The 19,149-nt window shown below is 33.9% G+C and carries 17 protein-coding genes; 4 read left to right on the forward strand and 13 right to left on the reverse strand.

Features of this window, described 5'->3' with window-relative positions; genetic code table 11:
* Position 1: 1 nt before the first annotated feature.
* A complete protein-coding gene (locus tag MWU56_RS01485; protein ID WP_247041526.1) occupies positions 2-748 on the reverse strand; it encodes an SDR family NAD(P)-dependent oxidoreductase in 747 nt (248 codons plus the stop codon).
* Positions 749-1,388: 640 nt separating this feature from the next.
* On the opposite strand from MWU56_RS01485, the gene rfbF reads away from it, so the two are divergent.
* The 3 genes from rfbF to MWU56_RS01500 are packed head-to-tail and all read left to right on the forward strand — an operon-like array spanning position 1,389 to position 4,149.
* Positions 1,389-2,165: a glucose-1-phosphate cytidylyltransferase gene (gene rfbF, locus MWU56_RS01490; protein WP_247041529.1), complete on the forward strand. Its 777-nt coding sequence runs from the start codon at positions 1,389-1,391 to the stop codon at positions 2,163-2,165.
* Positions 2,156-3,247, forward strand: coding sequence for a CDP-glucose 4,6-dehydratase (gene rfbG, locus MWU56_RS01495; protein ID WP_247041531.1), 1,092 nt, complete (start codon positions 2,156-2,158; stop codon positions 3,245-3,247). Before rfbF ends, rfbG begins: the two co-directional genes overlap by 10 nt.
* Positions 3,235-4,149 carry an NAD-dependent epimerase/dehydratase family protein gene (locus tag MWU56_RS01500; protein WP_247041533.1) on the forward strand — a complete coding sequence of 305 codons (915 nt, stop codon included), beginning with the start codon at positions 3,235-3,237 and terminating at the stop codon, positions 4,147-4,149. The genes rfbG and MWU56_RS01500 overlap by 13 nt, the downstream gene beginning before the upstream one ends.
* 12 nt (positions 4,150-4,161) lie before the next feature.
* On the opposite strand, the gene MWU56_RS01505 is transcribed toward MWU56_RS01500, so the two are convergent.
* A complete protein-coding gene (locus tag MWU56_RS01505; RefSeq protein WP_317236499.1) occupies positions 4,162-4,806 on the reverse strand; it encodes a sugar transferase in 645 nt (214 codons plus the stop codon).
* 255 nt (positions 4,807-5,061) lie between these two features.
* Positions 5,062-5,544 carry a hypothetical protein gene (locus MWU56_RS01510; protein ID WP_247041535.1) on the reverse strand — a complete coding sequence of 161 codons (483 nt, stop codon included), beginning with the start codon at positions 5,542-5,544 and terminating at the stop codon, positions 5,062-5,064.
* Between the two features lie 366 nt (positions 5,545-5,910).
* Here MWU56_RS01510 and MWU56_RS01515 point away from each other — a divergent pair, with 366 nt between their 5' ends.
* Entirely contained in the window at positions 5,911-6,561 is a 651-nt protein-coding gene (locus MWU56_RS01515) for a sugar transferase (RefSeq protein ID WP_247041537.1), read from the forward strand.
* 54 nt (positions 6,562-6,615) lie between these two features.
* Here the strand turns inward: MWU56_RS01515 and MWU56_RS01520 are convergent, their stop codons facing one another.
* The 10 genes from MWU56_RS01520 to MWU56_RS01565 form a co-directional block, all read right to left on the reverse strand.
* On the reverse strand, positions 6,616-7,752 hold the full coding sequence (locus MWU56_RS01520; RefSeq protein WP_247041539.1) for a glycosyltransferase family 4 protein: 1,137 nt from the start codon (positions 7,750-7,752) through the stop codon (positions 6,616-6,618).
* 6 nt (positions 7,753-7,758) lie between these two features.
* Entirely contained in the window at positions 7,759-9,660 is a 1,902-nt protein-coding gene (gene asnB / locus MWU56_RS01525; RefSeq protein ID WP_247041541.1) for an asparagine synthase (glutamine-hydrolyzing), read from the reverse strand.
* A gap of 9 nt (positions 9,661-9,669) precedes the next feature.
* The gene (locus MWU56_RS01530) at positions 9,670-10,815 is read right to left on the reverse strand and encodes a glycosyltransferase (RefSeq protein WP_247041543.1); all 1,146 of its coding nucleotides are present in this window, start codon (positions 10,813-10,815) and stop codon (positions 9,670-9,672) included.
* 156 nt (positions 10,816-10,971) lie between these two features.
* Complete coding sequence (locus tag MWU56_RS01535; RefSeq protein ID WP_317236500.1) at positions 10,972-12,132, reverse strand: sugar-transfer associated ATP-grasp domain-containing protein; 1,161 nt, start codon at positions 12,130-12,132, stop codon at positions 10,972-10,974.
* A gap of 45 nt (positions 12,133-12,177) precedes the next feature.
* Positions 12,178-13,137, reverse strand: a complete 960-nt coding sequence (locus MWU56_RS01540; RefSeq protein WP_247041547.1) for an ATP-grasp fold amidoligase family protein — start codon at positions 13,135-13,137, stop codon at positions 12,178-12,180.
* Positions 13,138-13,185: 48 nt separating this feature from the next.
* Positions 13,186-14,253: a glycosyltransferase family 4 protein gene (locus tag MWU56_RS01545; protein ID WP_247041548.1), complete on the reverse strand. Its 1,068-nt coding sequence runs from the start codon at positions 14,251-14,253 to the stop codon at positions 13,186-13,188.
* Positions 14,250-15,185 (reverse strand): ATP-grasp fold amidoligase family protein, encoded by a 936-nt coding sequence (locus MWU56_RS01550; protein ID WP_247041549.1) that lies wholly within the window; start codon positions 15,183-15,185, stop codon positions 14,250-14,252. The genes MWU56_RS01545 and MWU56_RS01550 overlap by 4 nt, the downstream gene beginning before the upstream one ends.
* Positions 15,186-15,231: 46 nt before the next feature.
* Positions 15,232-16,056: an O-antigen ligase family protein gene (locus MWU56_RS01555; RefSeq protein ID WP_247041550.1), complete on the reverse strand. Its 825-nt coding sequence runs from the start codon at positions 16,054-16,056 to the stop codon at positions 15,232-15,234.
* Between the two features lie 305 nt (positions 16,057-16,361).
* Positions 16,362-17,705: a murein biosynthesis integral membrane protein MurJ gene (murJ, locus tag MWU56_RS01560; protein WP_247041551.1), complete on the reverse strand. Its 1,344-nt coding sequence runs from the start codon at positions 17,703-17,705 to the stop codon at positions 16,362-16,364.
* 4 nt (positions 17,706-17,709) lie between these two features.
* Complete coding sequence (locus MWU56_RS01565) at positions 17,710-18,819, reverse strand: glycosyltransferase family 4 protein (protein WP_247041552.1); 1,110 nt, start codon at positions 18,817-18,819, stop codon at positions 17,710-17,712.
* Positions 18,820-19,149 lie beyond the last annotated feature (330 nt).

The following is a 19,149-nucleotide window of genomic DNA, read 5'->3' on the forward strand; positions in this document are numbered from 1 at the left end:
ATTAAATAAAGTGTCCTCCTGTGATTCTAATTATCGACCCGGTTGTCATGGAAGAATCATTTGAAATAAGGTACATGACTGCTGCGACCGGCTCGGTTGGTGGCAATATATGACCCATGGGAATATGTTTGGAAGCCAAATCCATTAGTTGTGTTTCATCCATTCCTTCTTTCTCCCTTAAATCAAGCTCCCCCTCAGTATTGGTCCAGCCCATCACTATATAATTGGATCGAATTCTAAATTTTGCGTAATGGTGTGCAATATGGTTCGAAAGGGTATAAAGACTTGATTTTGTAAGGGCATATGCCGCTCTGTCTTCATGTCCGTAGTCCATATGGGGAGAACCAAAGAAAACAATAGATCCAGAAAAGTTTTCTTTCATATGTTTTAACACATGCTTCAAAAGAAAATAGGGTGCTTTTAGGTTTATATTGAATACATTGTCGAATTGTTCATCGGTGGTATCCAAAATAGTTGCAATGGGGGATATCCCGGCGTATACTATAAGTGCATCAATTTTACCAAATCTTTTTATGGTTTCTTTATGGTAGCTCTCAAGTCCATTGATGTTGTTTAAATCTAAAGTGTGGTAATATATGTTTTTACTTGTGTTTAATTCATCCACTATTTTTTTGCCATGCTCTTCACTTCGTCCACAAAATGCAACTTGGTATCCTTTTTTATGGCATGATTTTAAAATTTCCAGCCCGACCCCTTTGGCCCCACCAAGAATCATAACGGTGTACATGGTAAATTACATTTTTTTTAGATTCGTATTTCAGTTAATGCATTACGAATTTACAATTCTATACACTGTTAGTCGATACACAGGTCGAATAACAATAAATAGGTAACGCAATCCGGTTAACTTTATTTTTTCAACTTTTGCTAAAGTTATTGTATTTAAAAAGGCCAACTTACGGAGAAAAGTATTGGAATTATTAAAATTTAGTTCAAAGCTAAGTTTTTGGGATTAAGTGAAAGTAATGATTGAAAACCCAATAAAAAGCAATTATCCCTTAAATCAGAGTTTATATTGATATGATAGTTTGTCACACAAAAGAAGGTAAGATATCTTCCATACCATTTATATAGAAACAGGAAAACCACCATATGGCTTGCTTAGATTTAATTGTTAAGGTATTAATATTAACATTATCAAGTCTTTTCTTTTATGTAAACATATCAATAAACTTTTACTTCCAAGCCTCTACTTTGTTCTTTTAGTTAGGTAACGAAAAATGACTTGGATCATTAAATATCAGTCTTTTATCCAATATGTGATTGATATTTTTTTGAATTAAGAACAACATTTCAAAAATTTTCAATTCTTGATTCGCATATTTTTTCAATTAATGCGTTTATCTTTGGTACAAACTCGATACATTATGAAAGTTGTTTTATTGGCAGGAGGTTTTGGCACAAGACTTAGCGAAGAAACCCAAAATATACCTAAACCGATGGTGCCCATAGGAAATAAGCCAATTCTATGGCATATTATGAAGATTTATTCTACCTATGGATATAATGATTTCATTATATTATTAGGGTACAAAGGATATGTAATTAAAGAATATTTTTCAAATTATTTCTTACATCAATGTGATGTGAAGATAGATATTCAAAACAATAGCACAGAGATAATCAATAATGAAGCGGAACCATGGAAAGTTACCCTTGTGGATACGGGATTGCATACTATGACGGGAGGTAGACTAAAAAGGATAGAACATCTTATTGGAGACGAAAGGTTTATGCTAACCTATGGTGATGGTGTTGGCAATGTAGATATAGATCAATTGGTTCATAGCCATAAGCAACATGGAAAAGCAATTACCATGACTGCGGTACAACCTGAAGGTAGGTTTGGATCTTTAAAATTTATCGGAGATGAGCAGATTGCTTCCTTCCAAGAAAAACCAAAAGGAGATGGGTCGTGGATCAACGGAGGTTTTTTTGTCTGTGAGCCTAAAGTTTTTGAATATTTAAATGATGGTGATTCAACCATATTTGAAAGAGATCCACTAGAAAATATGGCCAAAGATGGCGAATTGTTTTCTTACAAGCATTATGGATTCTGGAAACCAATGGACACCCTTAGGGACAATAAAGTACTTAATGAAATGTGGGAGGACGGAAAAGCTGATTGGAAAATATGGAAATAAATAAATTGTTTGGTGGAGCATATAACGGAAGAAGGTGTTTGGTAACCGGAGATAGCGGTTTTAAAGGATCCTGGTTGGTTGCCTGGCTTACTCAAATGGGAGCAGAAGTGAAAGGATATGCCTTAGCTCCATACACTCCAACAAACCATAAAACACTTTTGAAAACCAAATACAAATCGATAGAGGGTAATATTTTAGATTTGGACACACTGAAATCGGTCTTTGAGGAATTCCAACCTGAGATTGTTTTCCATCTGGCGGCCCAGTCTCTTGTCAAATATTCCTATGCTAACCCAATTGAAACGTATCAGACCAATGTAATTGGTACATTGAATGTGTTTGAGATGTCTAGACAAACAGAATCGGTAAAAGCCATTGTCAACGTAACCAGCGACAAGTGCTATGAAAATAAGGAATGGATATGGGGATACAGAGAAAACGACCCCATGGGCGGACATGATCCATACAGTTCCTCCAAAGGATGTGCAGAATTGTTGACGCAGTCTTATCGGAAATCTTTTTTTAATGGAACTACTTGCCAAACTTTATTGGCAAGTGGTAGAGCAGGTAATGTTATTGGGGGGGGGGATTGGTCTCAAGACAGGTTGATACCCGATCTTATTAAAGCGGCGGCAATAGAAGGAGAAACGGAAATACGAAATCCTTTGGCGACAAGACCATGGCAACATGTATTAGACCCTCTTTCGGGTTATCTCATGTTAGGATGGAAGTTGCTCAGAGGAGAGAAAGAATTTGCCGATGGTTGGAATTTTGGCCCCAATCTTTCGAGTAATCTGTCGGTCCAAGAGATTACAGATGAAGCCAAGTCGTTTTGGTCAAAAATTAAATATGTAGTCAGTACCAATAAAGAAAATCATCACGAAGCAAACCTCTTGATGTTGGATTGTTCCAAATCCAATAAGCTTTTAAAGTGGACGCCGGTATGGGATAGGTCCGAAACAATTCGTAAAACCATTGTGTGGTATAAAGATTTTTATGAAAAAGGAGCGGTAAATACCGAAGAAGATATTGCCAAGTATGTTCAAGATGCAATAAATAAAAAGAAGGCGTGGACCCTTTGAAAAACTTTAAAGGAGATAGGATACTAGTAACCGGTGGAGTTGGATATTTGGGAAGCAATTTGATATCCCAATTAATCAAATATGGCTGTGATGAGATACATTCTATTGACTTGGAACGTACTGAGCAAGAAAATCCAAATATTACCTTTCATCAAGTAAATCTCTTGGACTCATCTTCTCTTTCTGATAAAGTCAAAGAAATCAAACCGACATTGGTGTACCATCTGGCCGCGAATTTGAACCGATCTAGAGATTTTTCCATTGTTCAACAGTTAATGGACGTAAATTTTACGGGGACTACTAATCTATTGAACGCCTTATCAGATATGTCTTATAAAAATTTTATATATACCAGTACTAGTGAAGTTTATGGGGGTAAATCCGTAAAACCTCCATTTAAGGAAACTGATGATTTTGTTCCGGCATCACCCTACTCATTGTCTAAATACTGTGGAGAAATGGCTTTAAAAACCTTTTCAGAAATAAAGGGAAAAAAGTATACGATACTCCGCATGTTCAACTTTTTGGGATTGAATATGCCACCTAACTTTTTTCCATCCCAGTTAAAGGAAAAATTAAGCCGCAATGAAGATTTTTCCATGACTTTGGGTGAGCAAGTTCGAGATTATCTTTATTTGAGCGATATTATTGAGGCTTTATTGTTGGCAGGGCTTACTACAAGTACCAATCAAGTTTATAATGTTTGTTCAGGAGAGGGTATTTCCATTCGAGAATTGGCCGAAAAGGCCAAAACAAAGATGAAAAGCTCATCCAATATACAATTTGGAGCCTTGCCCTATCGTAACAACGAAGTTTGGAATATGGTAGGCGATAATTCTAAAATCCAAAAATATTTAGGGTGGCGTCGAAAAACCTCAATTTGGAAGTATTTTGAGGAATAAAAAATAATCTAATTATTCATTATTACCCTCCCAAAGCGCAAACGAAGCCTGTTCTATTGAGGACATGGCTTCTGGATTAAATATTTTTTGAATGGTTTTCAGAAGGATTATAACGTCGGTTTTAAAGCTTAAATGATCTACATACCAAACATCATGGGCGAATCTTTCTTTCCATGATAGGGCAGTGCGACCATTCACCTGCGCCCATCCCGTGATACCTGGCTTCACCAAATGTCTTCTTGCTTGTTCTTTATTGTACAAAGGAAGATATTCTATCAATAAGGGCCTAGGGCCAATCAGAGACATATCCCCTTTTAGTACATTGATCAATTGCAATAGTTCATCTAAAGAAGTTTTTCTAATGATTGCACCAACTTTGGTAATACGCTGCTCTTGATTTATTAATTCACTTTCATTGTTTTTCGGGTCTTTCATTGTCTTGAATTTGATGATAGTGAATATTTTTGAATTCTTTCCAGGCCTTTTTTGAAAGTAGAAGGGTTTTCCTTTGTTCGCAAACAACAAAAGAATGATCAAAATAATAATTAGTGGAGAAAATAAAATCAGCGACACAAGCGATATTGAAAAGTCCAAAATTCTTTTTAAAAACTTTTTGTACATGGAGGAATTAATCATTTTAGTAACATCTCGCCTCATTAAGCATTCAAGATTTTGGTTTTTAAAGTCTTAAAATGTAATTTTAAAAGCCTCTACAAAAATGTATAGATATATATCCAAGAGGTTAGATAACTAACAATAAAAATTTCTGTTCGTCTTAAGTACGTTGTTTTGTGTTTCTTCTTTGATGACCATATGCTTGTCAAAGTATATCAAATCAATCATTAGGCCTAATTTTATTTATGTATGTACGGAAAAGAAAAAATGACCAAGATTTGAGATGCTATATCGATATTATTGATATCTCAAATATCTCTCTGGAAGTGGATATTCAGGTGAAATACCATGCCACATCATATTAATGATCCACCATCTATCCTTGTAATAAGCCAATTGGATACTTTTTACATCTTGCTTATAAGGCTTATTGTCAGCCATATCTTTCTTACTGTGAAAAGCCTCGCAAGTACTTAAAACGTGGGAAATATTTCCATAGGTTTCTTCAATCCTACCTATTTCTCTTTCATAGAATGCTGTTTTGCGCGTTGTTTGCAACCAATGCCCCGTTCTCTCAACATATTCATTAGGAGATATAAATTGAGGTCTTAAACTGCCGTTTATATCTTTTTCATAACCGATTTTATTGGCTTGGGGATGAAATAGAAACCTAAAGAAATCCCAATCTCTTGGTTCACCGGGTTCACCACCTAAACAGGCATAAAACGACTTGATTAAATCATCCACAGATTGTACATGTTTCAAATACTCTTCTTTCATTTTAAATTGATATTTCGGTTAATGTTTTATATAAATGCGTTATAGATTCTATGTGACATGAAGAAACTAAAGAACTTAAAATTAGAGATATTATTTTAAAATCTTCAGTGCCATAATTCCATATTCGATGTACAGCTCCTTTATCGGATGCACGACAATTTCCTCTTTTTTTTCACAAAATCACGTGTTTTCTAAACCAGAAACGATTCATGGGGGGCCAGATTATTTGAAAAAGTAGGTGTTTGCCTAATCAGATGTTGTATATCTTATAAATTAGGTAACTTGTCGTGTAAACTGGCAGCGGCCAAATTATTTGCATTTTTTTGATTGTTGAACATAGCAATTTATTGATAAATTTATTACCTCATGCCCAAAAATCTATACAAAAATTATTTAAAACGCTTCCTCGATTTTACAGCTTCAGTGATTGGTTTTTTGTTATTGTCACCCATTTTCATTTTAGTGACCATAATTCTTTGGATTGATTTTAAGGGCACTCCTTTTTTCTTTCAAGAACGTCCGGGAAAGGATGAAAAAATATTTAAGATTATTAAGTTCAAGTCCATGAACAATAAAAAGGATGCCGACGGTAATTTGCTGTCCAATCGGGAGCGCATCACAAAACTTGGTATGTTCGTACGACGATACTCCTTGGATGAGATTCCACAATTGCTCAATGTCATTAAGGGGGATATGAGCTTGATCGGTCCTAGGCCACTTGTTGTTCTATATCTTCCATATTATAATGAAACGGAACGAAAAAGGCATAGTGTCAGACCTGGGATAACGGGGTTGGCACAAGTTAAAGGACGTAATAATTTAGTTTGGGAAGACCGTTTTGCTTTGGACGTTGAGTATGTTGAAAACTTGAGTTTTACATTCGATGTTAAAATCCTCTATTGGACCATAAAGAAAATATTTTCAAAATCAGAAGTTGCGGTGGATCAGGACGAATTTTTGGATTGGTTCAATATTTACCGACAAAAACAATGGGAGGCTGAAAAAGCTACTTCATAGCAAGACTTTTTACTGATTATGGTCAAATTTTGTAGGAGGGAGGGCCCCTCTTTTTTAATTGTACAAGACTGTTTTTATATCATTCACCAAATGCTTGTTGATTATATTTACATCAAATTTTTCCTCAGCGAATTGTCTACTTCTTTTGCCCATTTGATTTATTTTACTTGGGTTTTCAATAAAAAACTTACATGCTTCTATGAGGGGGTCCAAACTATTTGGAGGAATTAAAAAACCGTTTTCATTCTCAACAACTGTTTCTTTACAGCCAGGAGTGTTTGTTGTAATGATAGGCATTCCTATCGAAAGAGCTTCTAAAATAGACCTAGGGATTCCTTCTCTGTAAAAAGTGGGCAATACAAAGACATGCATATCTTTTAAAAATTTGGGAACATTGTCCTTAAGTCCATGAAAAACAATAATTCCAGACTCATCTAAGGAGTTTAAGGCTTCAATTTTAATTCCTGAAGGAGAATCGGCCACTCCACCAATAATATGAAATTCCGATAGCGGAAATTGCTTTTTAAGTGTTTTGGCAGTATCCATGAACAATTGAATGCCCTTTTCCTTGATCAATCTTGAAACTATTACAAATTTTACTTTTTGAGTGTTCACATTGATTTCACGGAATGGATATCGATTTAAATTTACTCCTGAACCGTTTACAATGTCTGTTTTTTGTTTCTTTGAAATAATACGCTTTTCTAAAAACAGCTGTTTGTCATCCTCATTTTGGAAAATGACCAGCTTGTTTTTTCTTAGTGCGTATCGATATAATCTTTTGGTAATTTGTTGGAGTATATTCGCCTTTGTTGATGCTCCGCTAAAGGTGAACCCTAATCCCGTAATCAATGAAATTGTCGGCCTGTTGCACATATTGGCTGCAATGGAACCATATACAACTGGTTTAATGGTATAGGGAAAAACCAAATCAATTTGATTTTTTCTAATAAGATTTTTTATTTGTAGAATCGATTTAAAATCCTTTACTGGATTAAGTCCTGTTCTGTCCAAATCAATAGTAATCGGTGTAGCACCCAATTGAGTTAATTCATCAATATTTTTTGCGGTCATTTCAGGGGCCGCGGTAAATACGGTATATCCGTGCTTAACAAGTTCAACTATAAAATCACCTCTAAAATGAGGCAATGAATTTGCCAAGGACGCAATGATCAATATGTTTTTGTTCATTTGTTTCTATAGTTTTAGATAGTTGTGCGTGTACCATTTTTGAAAACAAAAAAACGCCCAAACCCTAAACGTATTATCTTGTTTATTTAGCAAGTGGTTTGTTACAAGGGGAACTATAGCTTCAATATTGAATATATTTTGAGTTTTCAAAAACGTAACATCAATATAAGATTCCAGTTCCTTGCGTAAACCAGACCTTAGCCAATCCCCAACAGGCGAGCCAAATCCACTTTTGCTCTTTTCTAAAAATCGGTCGGGAAACTGGTCCTTAAAAGCCTCTTTAAGTATATATTTTTTATTCCATCCCTTCATTAGGAAATCTTCGGGAAGGGTATTGGCAAACTCCCAAAGTTCCCTATTCAGAAAAGGAGCACGGCATTCCAGTGAGTTGAGCATACTGGTTCTATCTACCTTTGGCAACATTCCTCCTTCTAGGCTGACTATTTTGTCGATCAGCCTAAAATCTGTAAGATTAGTAGCCTTGTCAATATCGAGTTTTTGCTTGTATTCTAGGAAGAGGTCATTGTCCATAACTTCGGGAAGAAATATTTCCGAAAGTAGTTTCTTGGTATTGGCAAGTGAAATAATATCCCAATAGAATTGTCCTTCATAATCGATACTGTTCAATAGTTTTCTTATTTGGAACCGTCTGCCCCTTCGGTCATTTTTAGTAGTAAGTAAAGAATTAGCCATTTTTCGTACCGGTTCATGAATAAACTTAGGTACCATTTTAGTGTACTGGCTATTCATTTTACCAATATAGTATTTGTTGTAGCCACCAAAAACTTCATCCCCACCATCTCCGGTTAGGGCCACTGTTACAAATTGCCTAGTTTTTTTAGAGACAAGATACGTAGGGAGAGAAGCGGTATCTGAAAAAGGTTCGTCAAAATTCATAAGAATCTCATGAATATTGTCTTTGAGGTCATCTTCCTCAATGATAAATTCATGGTGATTGCTGTTGATGAGTTTGGCCACTAGTTGGGATTTATCAGTCTCATCAAAACTTGCTTTTTTGAAACCAATCGAGAATGTATCAATTTTTTTTCCTGTTGCTTGAGATAAGCATAATGATACAATGGAAGAATCTACTCCACCCGATAGAAAGGTACCTAGGGGAACATCGGAAACAGAACGGCTCTCCACACTATCATATACCATTTGTTTTACCTTCGTTTTTGCATCATCAAAGGAAATGTCTTGTGGTGCGGGTTTTGGCTCCAAATTAATTTGTTCAATAGTGTAGGTGTGGTTGTTTAGGTCATAATCCATATAATGATTTGCTTCCAATTTATGGATGCCTTCATATATGGTATATGGTGCTGGAATATAAGTGAGCCTAAAAAAAAGGTTCAGTCCTTTTTTGGATATCTGAGGTTTAAAGTTCAATTGGTTTACAATCGATTTCAATTCAGAAGCCCAAACAAATTTATCATCTATTTTGCTGTAATACAGGGGTTTTTCACCAAAATAGTCCCTGGCTATGATTAATTTGTTGATTCTTTTGTCATAGATACTGAAAGCAAACATCCCATCTAGCTTCTTGAAAGCTTCAACACCTTCCAGTTCATATAATTTTAGAATAACCTCGGTGTCACTTGTAGTTTTGAAACCTATATCCTTGTTCTCGAGGTCCGCCTTTAATTCACGATAATTATAAATCTCGCCATTAAAGACAATGACAATTTGTTTATCGTCAGAAAATATAGGCTGTTTTCCAGAGGTAAGATCTATAATAGAAAGTCGCCTCATGGCCATCCCCAATGAGAATGATGTATTTTCTTCAGTAAAGAAACCATCTTCATCCGGCCCCCTGTGAACAATAAGTTTGTTCATTTTGGTAAGGATGGTATCGATATCACTTTTAGAAACGGTTGATTGGGTAATAATTCCGTTGATTCCGCACATAGGATTGGGTTAGTTGGTTATAAACGCATTGAATTTGGAATAAATGCTTTTAAGTTTGTATTCTTTTGCTCTTTCAATGCTCAATTTGCTGTATTGTTCCATTACCGATGGGTTACACTTAAAATGGTCGATAGCCTTGGTCAACCCCATCATATCATTATTATTGACCAAAATCCCATATTTACCCTTAAAAAAACCACCATTGGGAATTTCCGCATATTCATTGTCGTTTAGTAGCTCCAAAGGCCCAGAAAGACAATTGGTGGATATACTAGGTAGTCCCGAAGCCATTGCTTCCAACAGTGCATTGGGAAAACCTTCAGTATTCGAAGAAAGGACAAAACAATCGCTTTTTGCTAAATAATCGTTCACATTTTTTACTTTTCCGTTCAAGTGAACCCTGTGTCCCATTTTTTTTTCTTTGGCCAGTTGTTCCAGTTTCTGCATATAATGTCCTTGACCCAATATGGTTAGTTTCGAATCATCCTTTAAGTTGAACAATGATTCAATGATCATGGATTGGTTTTTTCGGGCATTTAGACTTCCAACATTTATAATTTGAAGGGAGTCTTTTCGATTTCTGTATTTTAAAGAATCTACTTGGTTTTTAGGTAGTTCAATGGGATTGTAAATAACTTCCATCGGAATCTTTATGTTGAAATTATCTTCAAGATCACGGTTAATGTACACCGAATTGGAAAACAACTTGTAACATCTGTTGTACAACAATGGATAAAATATTTTAGAAATATAAAGAGAAAGCTTGCTTGTTGTGTTGTCCGAAGGAAACCCTCTTTCACTCACAAACATTTTGATCTTCGGATTTAAAATTGCTGCGATTCCATTTATAAGATTTGGGAATGCCAAAAACGAAACTGCATAATTTATTTTCTCTTTTTTAAGATGTCGATTGTATTTGAATAAAAAAGATATGGAATGGAAAAACTTAATGTAGAAAGGCTGATCAGGTTCCTTTTGGTTAAATATAATAGTATTTACCTCTTTAGGGATATCGAAATGAATTACATTATAAAAAAGGAATAGGGTCACATTATAATCATTGACCAATTCTTTTAATAATAGACTGATTACTTTTTCGGCACCTCCACTAGTAAGGCTTATATCAACTATACTTAAATTAGGTTTTGGTTTCATGGATTTAGGTTTCTTGTTCCATATTTTATTGGTTGGTAACTATTAGTTTCGATTAGGATTTATATAGTAAAATAATTTTATCTATTGTTTGGGTTAATTGGAAGTTTTATTTTATTATTAGATTTAATAACTCAAATTAAGAGTAATAAAGTGGGATTATTTTCCAAATTTGATATAACTATCCAAAGAAGAATACTTTTTGGAAATTTCTAAAACTTCATCGGTGAACTCTCCAAATAAAGGTCCATTAATTGTTTGATGGAATTGAATTCCTTGGCCAATCGCATTGAATTCTATTATCTTGATGTTTGAATCGCAATCAATCCCTACATCCCAAGAAACTAAGCGAAAATGCGGTAAGTTTAAATGTTGATTTTGTATGGTTGTTAATATTTTATTGAAAAAAGGAACTTGAAACCCTTCTATACGCGTTCCATTGTCTGTTGTTTCATACGAATGTGCATTTTTATCATATGCAAACTTTTTAAGTTTACCCTCACTATCTATACCTGCTAAAATCCCATTAGAGGTTTGATTATCAGTGAACTGACCCATTCTTCCAATTCGAATCACTGATGATAAAGGAACGACCTGCCGATTACTTCTCAAATATGAAATTACCCTGATAGTGTTCAAAGATGAGGGGTTCAACGTAGATATTAAGGTGTTTTGGGCAATAATTTCTTGAACAATAAAATCTGAGTCATACTCATGAAATAGTTTTGCCAACGATTCATTTTTGTTTTCAATTTTATCTAATTCAACCTTATTTACATCTCTTCCCCCATAAGTTCCGATTGAAGGTTTAATCACAAACTCTTTAAATTTACAAGAATGTGCAATAGCTTCTTCAAGGGTTGTTAGTTGGTTGTTTATATAAAAGAAACCATTAATGTTCTTTACAATGGTGTTGGGCAATAGTGAGGGAAATAAAAACTTGTCAAGTAAATTTTTATCCTCTAATGCCGGAAACATAATGGATTGATTTAATGCTGGCTCAATCTCGTTGTAAAATAAATTTTCAGGGATAAACTTAGTAATGGTTGTTGTGTCAAGGTTGTTGTGAAAACTGCTATAGTACCTATGCCAATTGGTGTTTATGTTTTTAAAACCATATTTAGATAACTTGTTTTTTATTGCAATTTTAGTTTTTGGTGAAAGCGGTGTGGTTTTATGGGTGTTGAGTAGATTATTCACCTCTTTATTCTTAAAACTTGTTTCCCTATAACTTTTGACAAAAGTTATGAATTTGTAAAATATTCTCTTGAAGATCATTTTGCTAATACTCTTTAAATAGGTTGAATTCGGAATAGGCATAGATGTTTTTTAAAGCCATGACCTGTATTATCAATGCACAAAGCTCTAAGGCTTTTTATTTGATGGTTTATTTAAAATAAGCTTTTCTCCTAATTTTAAATCCCATTCTTTAGGTTCTATTGGTCTATTTCCTCCATCATGATGGAAAGTCAATTCTCCAAAATATAAAATACTATCAACATCATACCAATCAACTCGAACGTAAGAAAATGGCTCTGCCAATATTTGTGAAAGTTTTATCATCTTATCTAACGTAACTGGTTTCTCAACGTCTGATTGGCTTGGATCTGTTTTTTTTCCATCCCCCTTTACTGAAGACCATTTAAAGGGTTCTCTTTTCCAATTTGTGTCATACCAGTTTCTGGAGTGATTTTCGGATTCTCGATCCATGTCCACTTGTATGGTTACTACCTTTCCGTTAAAACAATGTAATTTATAATCAAAAGGTATCTTACCTGCATTGTTCTGTAATAACTTTTCTACTACTATTCTAGGCTCAATGTTCTTATATTGCCATTCTCGAGTACGGTAATAGTAATTTTCACGCAACAATTTTCTCATATGAAACTGAACCTTCCACCAATCAACTTCTTTTTTTTCTTTAACAATAATACCTCCTGAGCTATTATGATTTGTTTTTATGATAAAGGGATAATTGGGTAGGTTTTCCGGTATTAATTCTCTAGGATTTTTAGTTTCATAACATAGGGGTACTAAGTACTGACCTCCAATTTTTTCCCTTATATAATCACGTACTTTAAATTTATCTGAGCAAATGGTTTGTAGCGATGTTCTATCATGAAGTTTTAACCAGTTAATTTTTTCATTTAAGGTTTTGGGATTTTTTAAATTCAAAGAATAGCCCATATGTCGCTTGAAATTGAATTTCACGAAAGTCTTGTCAGGAACAATCCTAAGAATTATTTCATAAGTAACATAAAATGGATAGATCAAATAATAACCCAATATCGTATCATGATAAATATTTTTGATAAATTGTTTCATTGTTGTTTATTAGAAGTTACTACCTGCATAAGTTAATCCTGAATTCCATTATAAATTGGACATTAATTTCTCCCACTTTGCACCAACGTTTTTCAAATGGAACTTGTCCAAGGATTTAACAGCATTGTCCATCATGGACCTTCTTTGTTGATCATTCCTTATAAATTCTTCTAACCTCTGAATCATTTCTTCCTTGTCTTGATTGGTTACAAGAAATCCATTTTTACGATCATTGATAATCTCGGATGGACCGGAGATACAGTCAAATGCAATACATGCCATACCCTGGGACATAGCTTCTATTAAGACCATGGGCAAACCTTCATAGCGTGAGGTAAGAATGTATATTTCCGATTCTGCCATTATTTCCTGTACGTCGTTGCGAAACCCGGAAAACTCAACTTTATCATCTAAACCTAATTTTTGGCTCTTATCTAAGAGATACTTAAGCCCCATATCCCCACCACCAACAATTTGGAGCTTCCAATCGGGATTTGTTTTAAAGACCTCATGCACGATGTCCAACAAATTATCAAATCCTTTGTGGACATACCTGTCTAAATTCCCGACTGCAAGAATCTTTTTTTTCCTTATTTTTTGATTCCTATCTGCGAGTGTAAAGGAGCAGGGGTTTTCCATGACGATGGCATTTTTATTTATCTTCTTAAAGAAAGAAAGATCATATTCTGTTAGAACTGTTAACGCATCAGGTAATCTGTAAAGCACATGCCATAAGAACCATTTTGATATTGTTGAGGGCTGGTACGTATGGTTGAAATGCTCGGAAACGATTGATTTTATGCCATAAATTTTAGAGGGTATAATGGTCGCATAGCCCACCGAGCCGATGTGAGTACTTACAAAATCAGGCCGATTCTCTTTTCTCGAATAGAATTTCATCAAAGAAAAAAAACCTCGAAAAGTAGCATAATTTATTATGGATTTTTTATGAAAACGTAACCGTTGTATTTTTGGATGGTATTCATATGCGTCTTCACCATAAAATGTTATTATACGTACCTTATGATTGTTTTCGGCAAAGTATTTTGCCAATAGAGATACAACTCTCTCGGCACCTCCACCATTCATCGATCCAATTACAAAATCAATTTTCATAGCAATTTTTGGTTTAAAACTAGTTTTTTACCTAAGTTGTAATCCCATTCTTTTGGGATGATTTTTTCAAATCCTCCACCATGATAAAAGGTTAGTTCTCCGAAGTAAATTTTGTCGTTACATATATAAAAATCGACACGAACATAGTTGAAATTAGATGCAAGATTCTCTGCCAACTTCAACATGAGCTTTAATTTTTTAGGTTTTTCAATTGGTCTTCCAGTATCCCAAAGAATTTTTCCCTTTTCCCAAACGCTCCATGTAAATGGAGCTAAGTCCCAGTTTGGAAGGTATAAGTTTCTCTTGTGATTGGTAAACCTATCAATATCAACTTGAATTACCTCTGGTTTTCCATCAAAACAATGCACTTTGTAATCAAAAGGTAACTCCCCTGCATCCCCGACTAATAGTTGTTCAACTATTAGTCTTTTTTCAATATGCTTGTATTGCCATTCTTTGGACCTGTAGTAATAATTTTGGCGTAGTTTTTTTTTAAAGTGTTTCCTAATTTCTTCCCAATCCGCATTATTCTTGTCTTTTACAATGATTCCGCCAGAACTATCGTGATTGGTTTTAATTATTACAGGAATATTGGGAAAGTTCTTCGGCTTTAAGTCGGTGATATTTTTTGAATCAAAGACCAACGGGACAAGGTATTCCTTTCCAATTTTATCCTCAACATAAGCCCTTACTTTAAATTTATCCGAACATAATGTACGTTGAGGATCTTTTTCATTCAATTTGAGCCATTGTATTTTCTCATTCAAGGATTTTGGATCTCCTAAATTTAATGCAACACCAAAAGTCCTTTTATATTGTCGTTTTACATGAATTGTTTTTGGAACAAGCCTTGTATCCACCCATGAATAAATGGATATAATTAATTGTCCTAATAAAGTATGGTGAATTATTTTTTTTTTGAAATTATTCATAGTTGAAAGTATAGCAGTACTATAAGTTATTCTATAACTAGAGTTTTTATAATTTAGTATTGGAAAGCATTTTTAATTTGAGAGATTCAAAAACAAACATGGACAGCAAAACCATATAGAAATTTTGAAAATAGGTATGCCCTGTCATCATATAAATAACAAGTATTAGCGTAATATTAAACAAGTAAGGCGTGTCCTTGAACACACCCCAACTTTTGAGGAGCAACTTTGAATATATAAAAATGAACAAAAGGAAAGGGATAATTCCCGCTTCCCCAAGTATCATTAAGTAAGTATTATGAACTCCAGGAAGATTATTAGTTTTTCTTTGAAACATCGTAAATCCATGTCCAAACAATGGTTTATCAAAAATCATATTATAGTACTTAGCCCAAGTATCTTGCCTACTATCTTCTTGAAGGGCCTTGATATTCCTGCTATTCCCACCATCTACAATACTCTGGATTGCTGAAAAGCGTTCTTTGCTAAGTGTAAGCTCCTCTGCAAAAGAAAACAATAATGCAAACGCAAAAACACCAATTATGGGAACTAGAATGTTCTTTTTATTCCTTATAATTGAAAATATAGTTATGATCGTCCAAATAACTATAAATGTTCTTGAGAAAGTGATAATACCGGCAAATGTAAATAGCAACTGTCCGATAAGGCGCATTTGTTTATTGCTGATGCTGTAAGAAATCCCATAACCTAACACACAGATAGCTCCTGCCGCATTTGCGTTTAAATAGAAACCTGCAGCTCTACCCATAACCAAAGAAGCTTCCGGATAAAAAAAAGCGTTAACAATTATGCTTAAACTCCCAAGAGCGAGAATTGTATAAATTTCCTTAAAGTTGGTTCTTCTTGCCAAAATTGTACCACAAGACACTACTATCATAAATCGTAAAAACTCCTTTAAAAAGTAATTATCCACATCTATGATGTCATAGTTAAACGAACTAAAAGTATAAAATAGAAGACCAATTAAAATAAATGGATTTGAAATGCCTTCACGTCGATTATCCAATATATAATACCCAATTAATAGGGCGGAAGTAAGGTAGCTAGAGAGGGACCCAAGTGATGGACTGAAATAGTAGAGCAGATAGGCCGGAATATTCCAAAGTACCAAAATAAGAATGAAAACACGTATGATTTGGATAATAAACATGGCTATTATATCGTTAAATCAGCTTTGTTCTTCTGAATTTTTGTAAAATAAAAAAGGATAATATTACGTAATATGACCACAATGGTAGTTGCCATAGCAATTCCAAAAATACCAAATTGTTTTACAAATATGGTGTTCAATATTATGTTTAGTATGATACTAATAAATGAAACAATAGCCATATAGGAATTTTTATTGATGCTAGTTAAAAAATTAACCAATAACATCCCGGTAATCTTAAAAGGGATATAAATTAATATTATCTTTTGTAATTGAGCGACCAAAGCTGAGTCTTCCGATGTGAATTCATTTCGTTCAAAAAACAAAGAGACAAAGAAATCCGAGGTGACAATTCCCGCAATGGCAATCACCGAACTCCCTAAGAATACGAATTTCAACATATAAAACAATTGTTTGAAAGCTCTTTTTTTGTCTTCCAATACGGATTTCGAAAAATACGGCAATAAGACCTTGTTTATTGCAATCACTATGATGCCGATGGCAAAAGCCGGTATTTTCAATGCGTAGTTAAGAGCAGCAATCGAACCAATTGCCAATTGCGCAGCAAAAAATTGATCCACGACACCATGTAAACCAGCAAAAGCACTTGACGTTATTTTTGCAGGAATCTGCTTGAACATGACACTTGCATTTTCACTTTTAAAATCAGGTCGGGATAATTTTATAAACCCTTTTCTCAAACAAAGGATAAGCAAATAACAAAATTCAAATATAGAACCTATTAAAGTGCTTATGGCCAACAGCATGTCCCCTAAATAATCACTGAAGAAAAGTATAGATATAATAATAGCCAGTGCAACAAATACTCCGCTGAAAGAAGAGTATGTATACTCATCGTTTATATTTAAAAGTGAATTTAAAATCGATGATAAACTCCAAAAATAGATACAGGGAAGAACAATGTAGAATTGTTTTTTCACTAAGTTATAGAAAAACGCTTCCTTACCTGGAAAAAAAGACTCGACATAAAAATCCGTGCCCAAAACAGCTATCAAAGCGAATAAAGTAGCGGCCGAGATGGAAGTAATAAAACCTAGCGATTGAAATGACCCTATGTTGTTTTTAACCGCTTTTGTCTCTGAAATGTAATTGGGTATAAAAACAGTATTAAACGATTCCAAAAATACATTTTGAATAAAACCAGGTATTAGAAAGGCTATAAAAAATGTGTCTAGAATTAATGATAAACCAAAATTTGAAGCAACCAGAGTTTCTTTATAAAATCCCAGCCCCTTAATCAATAAGGTAATTACGGTTACTATTAATATATTACCAACAATCTTATTCTTTGTCAGCTCACGAAGTCTGTTCAATATCGAAGTATACACTAATTTATGTATTGTTTAAACATTGGTCTATATGAAACGACCATTTGTTTGAAATATTAGATGCATCAAATTCAGATACCGTACTTTGGGCATTTTTTCCAAATGAAATCCGCAAATCCTTATCCGACATTAAAATGTTCAGTTTTTCCGTAAGAGCATTTGTGTCATTAACATTTATCAAAAACCCATTTTTACCATTATTTATTAAATCTGATGGGCCGGTTGGACAGTCTGTTGAAACACATGCCAATCCAAAATGCATTGCTTCAATCAATGCATTTGGAGATCCTTCAAAAAGTGAGCTGAATGCAAAAATTTTTGACTTTTGATAAACTTTCTGAATGTCCTTTACCTTTCCCAGTAGAAAAACTTTTTTTTTCAGTTTTAAATTTTCAATAAGTACTTCCAATTTCTTTTGTTCAACTCCTGCTCCGACAATATAAAGCTTCCAGTTCAAATTTTCTGAATTGGCGAATGCTTTGATTAGTATATGTTGTGCTTTTTGGGGATTAAGCCTACCAACATTTAAAATAATATTCTCTTTTGAGACACTGCATTCTTCATAACTTGGAGAGATGATAAAATCTGATGAAATAGGATTTGGTATTATAGCGACTTTATTTTTATCAACTTTTTTTTCATAAAAGTTTTTAATATCCTCAGTTTGAACCACAATTAATTTAGCCAATGGGAACAACAGGTTTCTTAGTGTTCTCCACATTTTGGGTAAATAGTCTTTTTCAGGATTGTTCCTTTCGCTTACTATTACTGGTATGTTTAATAATTTTCCAGCAATAATAGTAAGTACATTGGCAGAGGTTATAAAACTTATCAATAAATCAATTTCATTTAGCGCAGCTATTTTTTTAATTTTTTTGATCAGTTTGTAATTATTCTTAATCGCATTTATTGTACTAACACTACTGTTTTTTTTATCAATACAATAGCATATTTTGACATCACTATGAATTTTGTAAAAAGGTGTGGTTTTAATCAAGCATATAATGTGAACGGAGTAGAACTCTACTAAAGTATTGCACAAGGTTGACACTACTCTTTCGGCACCACCCGAGCCTAAGGTGGGTATAACAAAAGCGATTTTGGGTTTATTCATTTATTGGATATACTATTTTCACTCTGCAATATGGCTTAAATACCATTGGTGTTCAAAAATTTCATATGAACGGTTTAAATTATCGATATACTATCCGTAGAAGTTATGTGAGACATTAATTTTATGTATTGGGCTAAATGAGTAGAATTTATTTAACCAACCTCCTTTAACCTTCTTTTCTCAAATTTTACTTGAAATCTAATGTTTGACTCTTTACAATAAGTTAATAAATCCTTATTGCACAAACTTACTTGTTAAAACTGATTTTTCTGTTCACAGGAAAAATGTGTTTAAGGCAATATAAAATAAGTGATGTTTTTCGGCAACCGG

Origin of the sequence: Allomuricauda sp. F6463D (assembly GCF_023015965.1) — a bacterium.
Lineage (GTDB): Bacteria > Bacteroidota > Bacteroidia > Flavobacteriales > Flavobacteriaceae > Flagellimonas.